Genomic DNA, 13,886 nt, shown 5'->3' on the forward strand with positions numbered 1-13,886 from the left:
AACCGCGCGGCCTGCGTGGCAGGATTAGGGCACCATGACCCTCTCCAGCCGCGACGTGGACGTCCTGCTCGTCTCTGACCTGCGTTTCCCCGGCGGCACCTCGCACAGCATGGCCACGGAGGTCCGGGCGCTGCACGCGGCGGGCTATCGCACGGCCCTGCTGCACCTCAACGGGCCGCTGGTCGCGCGCGTCACCCCGGTCAACCCGGCCCTGGCGGCGCTGGTGCGCTCCGGCGCCTGCGACCTGCTGGTCGGCAGCGCCCCGATCCGGGCCCGGCTGGTCGTCTTTCGCCACCCCGGCGTCCTGCAGACGGCGGCCGAGCAGCTGCCACCGATCGAGACCTCGCAGGTCGTCATCCTGGCCAACGCCGGCCCCCGGGACACCCACGGCAACAGCGTGTATGACGTGGGGCTGGCCGACCGGGCCGCCCGGGAGCACCTGGGGGTCGCGCCGCAGTGGGCGCCGATCGGGCCGCTGGTGCGCCAGGAGATCGCGGAGCTCGTCCCCGACGGGCGGATCATGGACCAGGACTGGGTCAACGTCATCGACGTGGACGCCTGGGCACCGCCGACCCCGGCCAGCACCTGGGCCTCGGACCGCCCGGTGATCGGGCGACACAGCCGGCCCAACCCGCAGAAGTGGCCCCGCGACGCTGCCACCCTCAAGCAGGTCTATCCGGTCGACGGCTCGTGGGAGGTGCGGGTGCTCGGCGGCGCCGACCCGGTCGAGCGGATCCTGGCGCGCATCCCCCCGTCCTGGCAGGTCATCGAGTTCGGAGAGCTCAGCCCCCGGACCTTCCTGCACGGGTTGGACTTCTTCGTCTACTACCACGACCCGCGCTGGGTGGAGGCCTTCGGCCGCACCGTCCTCGAGGCGCTCGCCGCCGGGGTGGTCGCCGTCCTGCCGCCCCACTTCGAGGTGCTCTTCGGGGAGGCCGCGGTCTATGCCGAGCCGGCCCGGGTCCGCTCGGTCGTCGAGGGACTGCGCGGCGACCGGGAGGCCTATGTCGCCCAGCGGGACCGGGCGAGCGCGATCGTCCGCGAGCGCTTCAGCCTCCCCGCCCACGTCGACCGCGTCGCTGCGCTGATCGGCGGGCCCACCCATTTTGAGAGAGGTTTCGTAGGCCCAGAAACCAATTTTGGAGGGGTTTTGCCGGCGCCGACCGCGGGCCCTGCCCCACGGCATACCTCAGGGCGTCGCACCACCGACGGCCCCCGGATCATGCTGATCTCCAGCAACGGCGCCGGGATGGGACACCTGACCCGACTGTTCTCCTATGCGACGCGGCTGGAGGAGGGCGCCACGGCGCACATCGTGTCGCTGAGCCAGGCCGCACCGCTGGCCGGTCGGCTCGGGCTGAGCTATGAGTACGTGCCCAGCGCCAAGGCCCTGTCGATGCCGCCCACCCCGTGGCGACCGCTGTTCCGGCACCGCGTCGGCGACGCCATCGACCGGTTCGCCCCGGACGTCGTGGTCTTCGACGGCACCTGGCCCTATGGCGGCATCGACGAGATCCGCACCGAGCACCCACAGGCCCGCTGGGTCTGGTCCCGGCGCGGCATGTGGCGCGAGGGGCGCAACGCCGAGCAACTCGCCAAGACCGCCTGGTTCGACGCCGTCCTGGAGCCCGGCGACCTCGCCGCCGCCTATGACCGCGGCGCGACCACGGACGCCCCGGCCCACCGGGTCGGGCCCGTCACGCTGCTCGATCGCGCCGACCTGCAGCCCCGGGACGAGGCACGCGCGGCCCTGGGGCTGCCGGCCGACGGGCCGCTCGCGCTGGTCTCGCTGGGCGCGGGCAATATCAACGACACCACCAGCGATGTCGGCGCTGCCATCCACGCCCTGAGCGAGCTCGGGGTGGGTGTGTGCGTCACCGTGCCCGACATCGCCAGCGCCGGTGCCGCCGCGGGCGAGGACATCCACCTGGTGCGTGACTATCCGCTGTCCCAGCGCTATGCCGCTTTCGACGTGGTCATCAGCGCGTCCGGCTACAACTCCTTCCACGAACTGCTGCGGATGGGTGTGCCGACCCTGTTTGTTCCCAACACCTCCACCTCGCTCGACGACCAGGAGGCCCGGGCCCGCTTTGCCGCGGAGCAGGGCTGGGCCCACCTGCAACCGCAACTCAGCGTCATCACGGCGACGCCGCTCCTGGAGGACCTGCTGACCAACGGCAGAGGTATGGCGGAACTCGCCACCGCGGCCGACCCCGGCAACGGGGCCCGCGAGGCCGCGACGTTCCTCACGGACGTGGCAGGAGGAGCCTGATGGCCGGCATACCGGGTCGGAAGAAGAGCGCGCCCGAGCGCATCGCCCAGGCGGTGGTCCGGCGCGGCCGAAGGATTCCGGCGGCCGAGAAGACAGCCGTGAAGGTCGCGACCTCGCTGCGCGAGAGCCAGCTGGCCCGCACGATCGTCTCGCGCACCTTTGACATGGACCTCGGCGGCGTGGGTGGCACCGTCTTCCTCGCCGGAGGCAACCTGCTGGCCGGTCAGGGGCTGGACAACGTGCCGGTGGTCATCCTGTCGCTGGTGGGGACCCCGGGCGAGGACATCCCGCAGCGCCTCGAGGAGATCGCGCGTGAGCAGCTGCTGACGGCCGGCTTCCGACCGGTCCTGCTGATCAGCGAGGACCACTTCGCGCCCGTGCGAGCCTACGGCTGGCCGGTCGAGCTGGTGCTGTCGCGCGAGCAGTGGGGCGACAGCCCCCACCTGCAGGACGAGGGCGGGTGGGAGGCCTACGTCGAGCGCCGGCTGCAGCAGATGCGGCGCAACTATCGGGCCGCTGCCCTGCTGGACTTCGGGCCAGAGCACCCGATGACGCTGACCTATCTGCGCAGCCTGGGTCCGGCGCCGCGTCCGTGAAACAGCGCGTCCGTGAAACAGCGCGTCCAGGAGGCAACACAGTGTGCGCGACGGCCGGTCGAGCCGGCTCACGCCTCCCGCGGCCAGCACCAGGCGTTGCACGGCGCCGTGACGACCTCCGCAGAGACCGGCCCACCGGGGAACTGCGCTGGATAGAGGTCGGGGGCGGGGTGCTCGCCATGCAGGTGACGCGGCGGGCGGCCGGCCAGGATGTCCAGGTCGAGTCGATACTGCGCGAGGTCCCACAGCGTGCCGAGACGCCGGTCCTGGTCGCCGCGCAGCTCCTGCCGCCCACCCGGTGACCGGGTCAGCTCCCCCAGGACGGGACCGTTGACCGTGTCATAGATGTCGACCCGGATGAAGGGCAGCGCCACGGCGCTGGACAGATGTCGGGCAGCCCTGACCAGCTCGTCGAAGGAGTCGGGCAGCCGGATCGAGGCGTCGATCCGCTGGCCCCGGACGATGTCGGCGCCGAGGTCGGTGCCGTCCGCGTCCAGGTAGCGGTAGCGGGCCGCCGAGAGGTCCGCGTGCCGGGGCATCCGGCGCAGCATGACGGCGCCCACCTCGCCATACATCGCATAGACCTTGATGTCGTCCGGGATCTCCTCGACACCGTCGACCTGCGTGAGGAACTGCTCGGCGAAAAACGGCGGGCGTGAGGCGCTGTGCTCCCGGAAGTGCTGTCGCAGGTCGCTCGCAGTCAGCAGCGCTCCGTCCTCCCCCACGACCTGGAACCGCTCCTCGTCGACCCGCCGCAGCGGGAAGACCCCGTGCCCGCCCGCACCCCCGTCGGACTTCAGCACAAACTCCTGGGGCATCACCGACAGGTCGATCTCCTCGGCGGTGGCCCAGACCGCCAGCACCTGCGGCACGGCCACCCCGTGGCTGGCGGCCAGGCGATAGTTGCGCAGCTTGCGCGCCGTCTGCAGGAGCGGGTGGTCGGCGCTGCCGTCGAGGGTGCGCAGCGCGTCGACATTGCGTCGCAGGTTGAGCAGGTTGCGGCGGAACGACGGCGGCACGGTGTGGGAGCCGTAGGTGCCGTGGGCCTCGCGGAGCGCCCGGGCCTCTCCCTGGAGCCGGGAGGCCCGGTCACGCAGCTCCCCCACCTGGCCGCGCAGCTGCTCGACCTGCTCCGCACGACGGGCCAGCAGCTCCGAGCGCCAGCCGATGCCCGGCAGCCGCGCGGTGATGCGCCGACGTAGTCCGCTGCCCATGACACCTCTTCCGTTGCGGGTGGAGCGGCGAGTCTAGGCGTCGACCGGCAGGTGACCTCCAAAGCACCACTGGGCACAGTCGAGCCGGACCATCTCCCAGCCCTTCGGGTCAGGGCGGTGCGAGGCATGGCCCGCCGGATAGACGTCCGGCACCGGGTGCAGCCCGTGCAGGTTGCGCAGCGGTCGGCCGTGGATCACGTCAAGCTCCAGGCGCCACTGCGCCTCGTCCCAGGCGCGTCCCATCGCCTGGTCCTGGTCGAGGCGATAGCGCTGGCTCCCTCCGGGACTGCGGGTCAGCTCGCCGAGCACCGGCCCCCGGTCGGTGTCATAGATGTCGACCCGGATGAACGGCAGCGCGACCGCCCGTGACAGGTGGGCCGCCAGCGCCATGAACTCGCCCCACGGCTCCGGTCTGGGGATCGAGGCGTGGATGGCCCGGTCGGGAGCGATGTCCACCCCCAGGTCCTCCCCGTCGGCGTCGAGATAGCGATAACGCGCCGACCTCAGGTCGGCGTGCCGCGGCATCTGTCGCAGCAGCACCATCACGACCCGGCCATAACAGGCATAGACCTTGATGTCGTCGAGGATCTCCTCACCCGCAACCCGCTGCGTCAGGAACTCCTCCACGAAGTAGGGCCCCCACGCGCTCGTGTGGGAGCGCAGTGCCCGCACCAGGCTCTCCCGGGTGTGCACCTCGTCACTGCCGCTGACGACATACCGGCCCTCATCCAGCCGACGCAGCGGGAAGACCGCGTTGCCGCTCGATCCGATCTCGCACTTGAGCACGAACTGCTCCGGCAGACCCGTGAGGTCGATCTCCTCGGGGTGGATCCACGACCCGAGCACGGTGGGGGTGGCAATGCCGTGGCTGGCCGCGAGCCGATAGTTGCGCAGCTTGCGCGGGATCTGCGCGGCCGGGTGATAGACGTCCGGGTCCAGCGCCCGCAACGGCGCAGCCCCACGACGCAGCTCCAGGAGGTGACGGCGGAAGGAGGGCGGGAGCGCGGTGTCCTTGCTCGACAGGCCCGCCTCCGTGAGTCGCGTCTGCGCGGAAGCGGACCGGTCCCGCTCGCGGGCCAACTGTCCCTGCAGGGCTGTGACCTGCGACTTCTCCTCGGTCAGGCGCGTCCTCAGGTCGGCCACCTTGGCGCGGAGGTCGGTGACCTGGTCAGCGCGGGTGGCCAACAACTCGGTGCGCCACCCAACTCCGGGCAGCCTTTGCACCAGAGTGGTCCGCGCCCTCGAGAACACCGCTACCTCACTCCCCTGTGGCCCGGGCAGGTCGTCATATCCCGGCGTCCGCACCATACTCTTGAGCGACTCACCGAGAGGGAAGGCGCACCCGTGACCGAGCACGACGAGCTCCGCAACGACCTGGTCGTCGACGGTGCCTTCGGCGGTGGCTATCTGATCCGTGGGGGCGCCAACACCGCCCCGGCCCTGGTGGACGGGTGGCCCAGCCACCGGCTCGGGCAGCTGACCTATCACCTGCACCCCCGCACCCTGCTGCACACCGCCGGTGGCGACGGTGGACCGGGACGGGTCGTCATCCTCGGCACCCCCGTCGACGTCCCAGGCGGTATGGCGGACGGGCAGGCGATCTGCGAGCGCACCCTGGCCGCGTGGGCCAGCGGGGGCCGCGACGCTGCGGTGCGCTATCTGGCCTACCTGGGCGGCCGGTGGATCGCCGTGCTGGACCTGCAAAACCCCTCCAAAAATGCGGGATGGACCGACGAAACCCCTCCAAAAATTGTGGGGAGCGGCCAGATCATGGTCGTGCCGGACGCCCAAGCCACCCAGGCGGTCTTTTGGTCGAGCGCTGCGGGGGTGGCGTTCGGCTCGCAGCCAGCGCTGGTCGCTGCGACCGTGGGCGCCGGGCCCGACGAGGCCGCCGAGCAGATGTGGCGCACGCTGCGGGCGGCCCGCGCCAAGGGCGTGGTCTTCCTGCCCGGCACCATGACGACACACGAGGACGTGCTCCCGCTGGTGCCCAACCACCTGCTGGGCATCCACCTCGACGGGCCGGTCGCCAGCGTGCGGCACGAGCGGTTCTGGCCGTTCGAGGACCGCGTCGAGCGGACCGACACGGCGCGGGTGACCAGCGAGTTCATCGACTACTTCCGCGAGCACACTGCCCTGCTGTGCACTCTCGGCCGCCCGGTCGTCAGCCTCACCGGTGGCAAGGACAGCCGGACCACCCTCGCCGCAGCCCTGCCGCACCTGCGCGAGGACTCCTTCACGTTCACCTACTACAACCCGCGGGACGGGCTGGTCGGTGAGGGGGCGCCGCTGGACGTCTTCACCGCCAACGCCCTCGCGACATCGATCGGGGTCCAGCACCGGGTACTGCACTGGCGCCAACCGGCCAAGGGCAGCGTCTTTGAGGAGATCTACGACCGGACCTATCCGGTGCGCCGCGGCTCGACCGGCGCGGCCCACGCCATGTGGGCGGACCTGCCGCATGACATCATCCACCTGCAGTCCATCGGGGCCGAGCTCGGCACGACCTTCTACACCCAGCGCACGGACGCCCCGATCACCCCGGGGCGGCTGCTGGAGATCGTGACCAACCGCACCGGCCTGGACCCCGCGCTGGCCGAGGCCGCCTTCGGGGACTACCTGGACTACGCGCAGTTCGCGCCCGAGCACATCGGGGGCTACAACTACCACGACGTCTTCTACTGGGAGCAGCGGATGGGCAAGTGGGGCTATCAGAAATATCAGGACGGCGATTTCGCGCACCGCATGCTCATGCCGTTCAACGACCGCGGCCTGATCGAGCTCATGCAGTCCCTGCCCTATCCCCTGCGCGAGCAGAAGGTTCTGCTGGAGGCGGTGCTGGCCACGGTCCCTGCCCTGGACCCGGAGCGGCTGCGTGGGCACGTGGCCGACGAGCCGCTGCGCCCTGCGGACGTCGACGAGTCGCCGATCACCTGGCGCGACGTGGTGGCGGCCCGACCGCACCTGCGACCACGGGTGCGACGTGCCGCAGCCAGACTGCGCAGGAGAGCGGGAGGTATGCCGTGAGCCCGGTCCGCGACCGTGTCGCCGAAGCGGTGAGCCAGGCCGCCGGCCTGGCGGACACGGTCGGTGGACGGCTGACCGGAGCACTGCGCCGCCGGGTCCGCACCGTCCGGGAGCGCGCCGCACGGCAGGAGGCTGCCGCGAGTGGGCAGTCCCCCGTGCCGCCGACCGCAGACCCACGGGTCGCGGCGCTCGCGTTCGGGGGCGGCTATCTGGTCCGCTCCCTGGCCGTGCCACCGCCCCCGGTGGTCGCGGGATGGCCCACCCGCACCCTTGGTGACCGCGCCTATCACGCGCGAACCCCGATGACCTACAGCATGACCTCGGCCGGCCAGGCCGTCGTGCTGCTCGGGTATCCCGTGGACGTCGACGCCGGGCTCTCAGACGCCCAGGCCATCGCCGATCGGCTGGCGGAGGTTGCCGACGGCCGCACCGCCCATGCTGGCACCGTCCATGCTGACACCGCCCATGCTGGCACTGGCGACCCGCACGACGCGGTGCAACGAGCCGCGGCCTATCTCGGAGGCCGCTGGACACTCTTCCTGCAGGACGCTGACGGCGGCCTCATGGTGCTTCCCGACGCCCTGGCGAGCCAGCCGGTGTGGCACAGCCCCGACGGGGCGGTGATCGGCTCACACGAGGCCTTGGTGACGAAGGGCGCTGTGCTGCCGGTGAACTCGGTGCTGGAGGTCACCTCTGGTCACGATGTCCGAGTCCGGGACCTGCACCTGGACGACGGCACCGGTTCCGAGTCCGCAGGGGCCACCTACGAGCAGTTCCGGGAGCGCCTCGTGGCGCACACCCACCTGCTGACCGAGACCGGACTGGCGGGAGTCGCCCTCACGGCCGGTCCCGCCAGTCACGCGGTGCTCGCGGCCCACCTGCCGCACCACACGCAGGACGACTTCGCGTTCACGAATTTCGCGACCGACTCGGCCCGGGAGGGTCGCGGCCCGGCGATGGACCTGTTCGGCGCCAGCGCCCTGGCCCACCGGCTCGGCATCGCCCATCGGGTGGTCCGCGCTGTCGATCCCCCCGCAGGCTCGGTCTTCGAGGCGGCCTACCAGTCCACCTGGCCCAACGGGGACTCGATCGCGACGGCCTACGCTCGGCACCAGTTGCCCCCGGACACCGTCGAGCTGCACTCGGCCGGTGCGCAGACTCACGACGTGGCGTCCTGGCAGGCGGTGCCGGACGAGGTCCGGGACGGTGACCTCAGCCACCGGGTTGCCCTGCCCTTCAACGACCGACGGCTGCTGGACATGCTGTGCAGCCAGCCGTCGGGTCAGTCCTTCGTCGCCAGGCTCGCCGAGGAGCTACCCCCCGGGGAGTGACGGCTGCCAAACCTACTGCGGTGGTGGCAGCCTTAACAACCCAGCGAGTTACCACCAGGCCTCGTCAGACCATCCGGCCGGCACCGTGACCCCGCTGAGCCGATCCAGGCCAGCGGCGGGTGGCCGGACCGCGCCACCCAGGGCCTCCCGCGCTCCCTCCGCGCCCGCGCGTACCGCCAGGTGCACCAGTCCGTCACGCCGGGTGAGCAGTGCACCCACCGAGGAGGGTGCCGTGTCGAGCATCGCCTGCGGCAGACCCTCCCCCGGGTGTGCCTGCAGCTGCGCGCCCCACCACCGCGCCACCTCGTCCTCCGCACCGCTCCGGTGGACGACAGTGACCTGATCGGTGCGCGTGGCGTCAGCCGCGGACCGGATCTGTTCCGTGCGCACCCGCCATTCCGGCCCACTGTTTCCGTCGGCGACAGGAACACCACCGTCAACGACACCACCAAGACTCAACAGCCGGGTCACAAACTGCTCGTGCCCAAAGCGCTCCTGGACCAGGGCTCGAGATCTGGCGACGCGCTCGGCATACCGCTCTGGGTGGGCGACATAGTCAGCGATCAGAGCCTGCGCCTCACCCGGGGTGGCATAGTCGATGGTGTCCCGGAACGTCGACTCGTGCTTGGGGTGCGCAATGGTCAGGACACCGCTGGCAGCCCCTTCCAGGATGGTGCGACCAAAGGCCTCGAACCGGTCAGGGTGATCGAGATAGAGGAAGAAGTCCAGGCCGCCGAGAAAGTCGATGACCTCGACCTCCTTGTGCTTGAGCAGCACCCAGTTGTCAGGGCGCTGCTGCGGTGGCTCCTGCTCGGCCAGCAGCCGCCCGATCGTGTTGCGGGCACCCATCATCCGCACCTCATAGCGGGGGCCAAACTCATAGGCGCGGCGGATCGTCGCCAGGTCCGGGGGGAACTTCATGGCGGTGTCGCGGGAGTAGCGCCCCACCACGACCGGACCCTGACCGACGCTGGGCACGGCGTGCTGACGCACGGTCCACTCATCGACGTCGATGAGGCCGGGGCTGTCCCACGGCGTCAAGGAGATGCCCGGGTCCTGGGCCTGCAGCAGCGCGCGGATGCCCGGCGACTGCGGCACCCACACCGGGTCGGTGCCAAAGAGCTCGCGAGTGCGCTCGGTGACGTCCGCCACGACATACCTCTGGTCGGTGCCGTCGGGCTCCAACGGTGCCTGGTTGGCCATGATCAGCACGTGCCGCGCCCGCACGGTGCGCCTCCCCGGCGACGGGGGGTACTGCAGGATCGGCGGGTAGCGGATCAGCAGCACCCCGATGTCGACGTTGTCGTCCGGGTGGATCCACTCCACGGCCCCGGACCCGATCAGATCGGTGACCGCCGCGCACAACGGGTCGTCGCGCACCGTCATGAAGCGGAAGGCCTCCAGGTGCATGACCGCCACCCGCAGACCGGCCTCGCGCGCCGCGCGGATCTCCTCGAGCATCGAGCGCTGCGGCCCGCCCCACCGCCGCCAGTCGCCCGCGACGCACAGGTCGATGTGACGGGGTCGGCCGAGGTCGGGGGTGATCGGGGTCACCCAGCGGCGCGGCTCGGGGAAGCGCCGCGGCGCCGACGGGTCCAGGAAAGGAGGCTCCTGCCCCGTGCTGATCCGCTCGTGCCAGGGCCGGTAGGCGCACTTGTACTCGTGTCGGGCGCCGTGCCGCCAGCCGCGGGAGAACTCCGCGGAGGACAGTGTGTCCCCGCCGCGCAGGAAGGTCATCACGACCGGCAGGTTCTGCACCGCGTGGGGCCCGAAGGCCGCGGCGATCCGTGCCGCATACTCCGTGTCGGCGCCCTTGCGCGTGGGGTCGAAGTAACCGATCCGGTCGATCACCGGGTGGACCCGGACCATCATCGACGGCGCCGAGGTGACCCGGGGCTGATAGCCGGGACGGTTGAGCTCGAGGTCCTCACTGATCCGCACACCCTGCCCGATGGTGGCCAGCACCCCGGGCCGCTCGTCCATCGTGCCAACTGCGATCTGGATCGCCTGCGGGTGCAGCCAGTCATCGGAGTCCAGCACCGTGACGAACTCGCCGCTCGCCTGTCGGAGGGCGGTGTTGCGGGCCCGGTAGGTGCCGCCGTTGAGTCCCTTGCGGATCACCCGGATGCGGGGGTCGAGACCCTCCGCGCGGGTGAGGAGCTCGGCATACTCCTCGCCGGAGGCGTCGTCGACGACCATGATCTCCAGATTGGTCCAGGTCTGCGCGAGCAGCGAGCGCAGGGCGGTGAGCAGGGGTGCGCCGGGCCGCCAGGAGCTCATCAGGACGGTGACCAGGTATGGCGCGGGGACCGGGGCCACGTCCACGGCGAGTCGGTCGAAGGGCGAGTCGGAGGGCGAGTCGGAGGGCGAGTCGGGGGGCGAGTCGGGGGGCGAGTCGGAGGTCGGGCGGAGCACCAGCGGCGCCACACCGGGGCTGCCCACCGCCTCGTTGAGGACCGCCAGCCAGGACGCCTCGTCACCGCCGGGGAACAGGGCTGGGTTGGCCAGGTCCGCGACGGCGGCCCGGGCGACGGGAGCCCGCACTGCGGCGTGTCGGGTGAGGTCGGCTGCCGTGGGATCCCGGTCGGCGACCCGCAGCTGCAGGAGCAGCTCGACGGCCCGGTCGGGCAGGGCATCGGCGTCCTCGGAGGCCAGGACGGCCTCGAGCATCTGGCGTGCGGCGGCACGCTCCTCGGGGCGCCCGGTCTGGACGGCGAGCACCTGCCCGTAGCGGGCGGTCCAGCCCGCATCCATGTCTGGCTCCAGCGTGGGTCGTCCGCGGCTGAGCCCTGCCCAGGCCTCCACGTCCGCGGGGGTGTGTCCTGGCCAGGCCAGCTCGGCCAGGATCTCCCGGGCATGGACGGACTTGGTGCGCAGCGCGGTGGCCACCAGCGCGTCAGGGTCCCGCTGGGCGAAGCCGGCGTGGTCGCGGGCCACCTGGGCCCGGGTCGCGACGACCGCGCTCACGCCTGATCGTCCGGGGCGATGGACTGTCCGGTCTCTCCCTCCGCACGCAGCTGCGCGACGGCGTGCTCCAGGGACGCCTGCATGCGGTCCATCCGACCGGTGTACTGCGCCTGCAGCACCTGCACGGCACCGATGACGTCCGTGGCCGTGAGGCCGGGCGCCTGCTCCTGCACGGTCTCTCCCGCAGCCTGGTGGACGGCCTGCTTCACGAAGGGGCGCAGAGCCCGCACCCGCCGGTCAGCGTCCACGGCAGCGAGGAAGGTCGCGCTCAGCAGGACCATCACCGCCGCCACCACGAGCCACCACCACTGCAGCGCCGCACCGATGACCGCGACCACCGTCAGACCAGCGGCCAGCGCCACCGCGACCAGCAGTTCCCTCCGCACATGTCCTCCTGAGTCAGCGAGTGAGCTGTCACGCAGGTGCTCGCGACGATCCCGAGCCTGCACCCGAAAACCTACCGCGTAACGTTTCAGTGGTGAGACACCAGATGCCGTTGCAGCGTCCCGGCGCCTGGACGACCTGGCAACTGCGTGGCAATGGAGGCGACCCGCTGACCCTGGCTCACCTCGCCCTGCGCACCACGTCCGACATCGCCCTGGACGCCGTGGCACGGCGAGCCACTCTGGGGCGGCGCGGGGCCACCGACGTCGTGGACGACCCCTCCGCGCCAGTGGGGTCCGCAGAGGATGCCGCGGCCCTGGCGCTGGCCCTGGCCGGACTGGGTCGCAGCCAGGCCGAGCTGGCCGCGGCCGCTGCGATCTATCTGCAGCTCTGGTCCCGGGGGGACGTGGCCGCGCTGGCGCCAATCCATCACCAGGGACTGGGTCAGGCCCTCTTCCTGGCGGGACGTCACGAGGAGCTGCGTCGTGCCCTGCCCGACCTGACCCGGCTGCACCCGCAGGTGCGTCACGACCTGGAGGTCGACCTGGCCAACCCGCACCTGGACGGGCTGGACCCCGACCCGGCCGCGCACGCCCGGTGGCAGGACCTGCTGGGGGCCAGTTTCGTCGAGGCCGGCCTGGTGCCGGTGTTGGTGCCCGTCGGGCCGGGGCAGGCACCCGGCGCAACGCATCTGTTCGACCGGCTCACCGCAGGCCAGGTCGCCGGCACCGTCTCCGACGGACCCCTGCTGACGGTGATCATGCCGTGCTACCGCCCCGACGAGGGCCTGCTCACCTCGATCGCCTCGATCCGCGACCAGAGCTGGGCCAACCTGGAGATCCTGGTCGTCGACGACGCCTCTGGCCTCGACCATGAGGAGCTCTTTGCGCGCGCTGTCGCCCTGGATGACCGGGCACGCCTCATCCGTCTGCAGCGCAACGGTGGGAGCTATCTGGCCCGCAATGCCGCGCTGCCCGAGGCGAAGGGGGAGTTCGTCACCTTCCAGGACGCCGACGACTGGTCACACCCGCGCCGTCTCGAGCACCAGGTCGCGGCGCTGCATTCCGCCCCGGACGCCCCGGCCAGCCGCAGCCAGGCCGTGCGGGCCCGAGACGACCTGACCCGTCAGTGGTTCGGTTATCGCGCGGTGCGCGACAACGCCTCCAGCCTGATGGTCCGCCGCGAGGTCCTGGAGCGGATCGGCCCGTTCGTGCCGATCCGCAAGGGGGCCGACTCGGAGTATGCCGAGCGTCTCACCACCCTGGCCGGTCCCCTCGCCGACACCGGCACCCCGCTGGCGATCACCCGGCTGCGGACCGGCAGCCTGTCGAGAGGGGACTTCACCTATCAGTGGGCCTCACCCGAGCGGCTGCTGTTCAAGGGCAGTTATCGCGCCTGGCATGCTCGTCTGGTCGCTGACCAGGACACCACCCACGACCGCAGCCCAGGGTCGGACCTGTCCTTTCCGGTCCCCCGCAGCTTCGTGCGAGCGCTGGACTCCGCCCCGGACTGGGCCCAGGTCTCGGTGGCCTATCTCGGTGACTTCTCGGCCGCGCCCACGCCGGAGCTGATGGCGCGGACCGCCCAGCATTCCTCCCGGGACCAGCCCCTCCCAGGCCGCACCGGGCTCTGGCACGCGGAGGCGCTGACCACGCCACTCCACGGTGCGCGCAGTGAGATGCACCCCGACTGGTGGGCGGCCATCCTGGACTCTGCCGGGCAGCTGACACCGCTCACCCGGTTGGAGGACATCCGGGTGCAGCGCCTCGTCGTGCTCGATCCCCGCGTGCTGCTCCTGGCCGGTGCGCAGGAGTGCCGCCTCCAGGTGGACCGGGTCGACGTGGAGCTGACGCCGCAGGTGTGTCGGCCCGATGACTCCGGCCTGCCGGTCGACCTGCTCGGCGTGGCCGACGTGTCCCGGTCGTGGTGGGGACTGAGTCCCCGCTGGGTGGCTGCCCCACACCTCGACGGCACGGACCGCGCCGAGCTCGACGAGCTGGTCCCCGGACTCCTGACCGACCCTGCCGAGGCTGAGCCGACACCACACCCATAGCCCAATTGCCCCGGCGTGCACGTGAACGCATCCTTGACACCG

The 13,886-nt window shown here is 71.5% G+C and carries 9 protein-coding genes; 5 read left to right on the top strand and 4 right to left on the bottom strand.

All coding sequences use genetic code 11. The features are described 5' to 3' along the window. Positions 1-34 precede the first annotated feature (34 nt). Both FNH13_RS19400 and FNH13_RS01180 read left to right on the top strand, forming a co-directional pair. Positions 35-2,272 carry a glycosyltransferase gene (locus tag FNH13_RS19400; RefSeq protein ID WP_228266520.1) on the top strand — a complete coding sequence of 746 codons (2,238 nt, stop codon included), beginning with the start codon at positions 35-37 and terminating at the stop codon, positions 2,270-2,272. After that, positions 2,272-2,868 (top strand): hypothetical protein, encoded by a 597-nt coding sequence (locus FNH13_RS01180; RefSeq protein WP_143781763.1) that lies wholly within the window; start codon positions 2,272-2,274, stop codon positions 2,866-2,868. The genes FNH13_RS19400 and FNH13_RS01180 overlap by 1 nt, the downstream gene beginning before the upstream one ends. A gap of 68 nt (positions 2,869-2,936) precedes the next feature. Here FNH13_RS01180 and FNH13_RS01185 read toward each other — a convergent pair whose 3' ends face one another. Together FNH13_RS01185 and FNH13_RS18895 are read right to left on the bottom strand one after the other, a co-directional pair. Continuing rightward, complete coding sequence (locus FNH13_RS01185) at positions 2,937-4,082, bottom strand: ATP-grasp fold amidoligase family protein (protein ID WP_143781764.1); 1,146 nt, start codon at positions 4,080-4,082, stop codon at positions 2,937-2,939. A 33-nt stretch (positions 4,083-4,115) separates the two neighbouring features. After that, positions 4,116-5,306, bottom strand: a complete 1,191-nt coding sequence (locus FNH13_RS18895) for an ATP-grasp fold amidoligase family protein (RefSeq protein ID WP_165699969.1) — start codon at positions 5,304-5,306, stop codon at positions 4,116-4,118. A gap of 120 nt (positions 5,307-5,426) precedes the next feature. Between FNH13_RS18895 and FNH13_RS18900 the strand changes: the two genes are divergently transcribed. Further along, positions 5,427-7,109, top strand: coding sequence for a hypothetical protein (locus tag FNH13_RS18900; RefSeq protein ID WP_165699970.1), 1,683 nt, complete (start codon positions 5,427-5,429; stop codon positions 7,107-7,109). After that, positions 7,106-8,440: a hypothetical protein gene (locus FNH13_RS01200; protein WP_143781767.1), complete on the top strand. Its 1,335-nt coding sequence runs from the start codon at positions 7,106-7,108 to the stop codon at positions 8,438-8,440. Before FNH13_RS18900 ends, FNH13_RS01200 begins: the two co-directional genes overlap by 4 nt. A gap of 48 nt (positions 8,441-8,488) precedes the next feature. Here FNH13_RS01200 and FNH13_RS01205 read toward each other — a convergent pair whose 3' ends face one another. Both FNH13_RS01205 and FNH13_RS01210 read right to left on the bottom strand, forming a co-directional pair. Continuing rightward, positions 8,489-11,407, bottom strand: coding sequence for a glycosyltransferase (locus tag FNH13_RS01205; protein WP_143781768.1), 2,919 nt, complete (start codon positions 11,405-11,407; stop codon positions 8,489-8,491). Continuing rightward, positions 11,404-11,793, bottom strand: a complete 390-nt coding sequence (locus FNH13_RS01210; protein ID WP_143781769.1) for a hypothetical protein — start codon at positions 11,791-11,793, stop codon at positions 11,404-11,406. The genes FNH13_RS01205 and FNH13_RS01210 overlap by 4 nt, the downstream gene beginning before the upstream one ends. 92 nt (positions 11,794-11,885) lie before the next feature. On the opposite strand from FNH13_RS01210, the gene FNH13_RS01215 reads away from it, so the two are divergent. Continuing rightward, positions 11,886-13,844, top strand: a complete 1,959-nt coding sequence (locus FNH13_RS01215) for a glycosyltransferase family A protein (protein WP_143781770.1) — start codon at positions 11,886-11,888, stop codon at positions 13,842-13,844. The last annotated feature ends 42 nt before the right edge of the window (positions 13,845-13,886 follow it).

The organism is Ornithinimicrobium ciconiae, from assembly GCF_007197575.1.
Classification (GTDB): domain Bacteria; phylum Actinomycetota; class Actinomycetes; order Actinomycetales; family Dermatophilaceae; genus Ornithinicoccus; species Ornithinicoccus ciconiae.

Excerpts from the sequence above, each read along its gene's own strand:
- FNH13_RS01180 (WP_143781763.1), top strand. The coding sequence starts at position 2,272 with ATGGCCGGCATACCGGGTCGGAAGAAGAGCGCGCCCGAGCGCATCGCC.
- FNH13_RS19400 (WP_228266520.1), top strand. The coding sequence starts at position 35 with ATGACCCTCTCCAGCCGCGACGTGGACGTCCTGCTCGTCTCTGACCTG.
- FNH13_RS01185 (WP_143781764.1), bottom strand. The coding sequence starts at position 4,082 with ATGGGCAGCGGACTACGTCGGCGCATCACCGCGCGGCTGCCGGGCATC.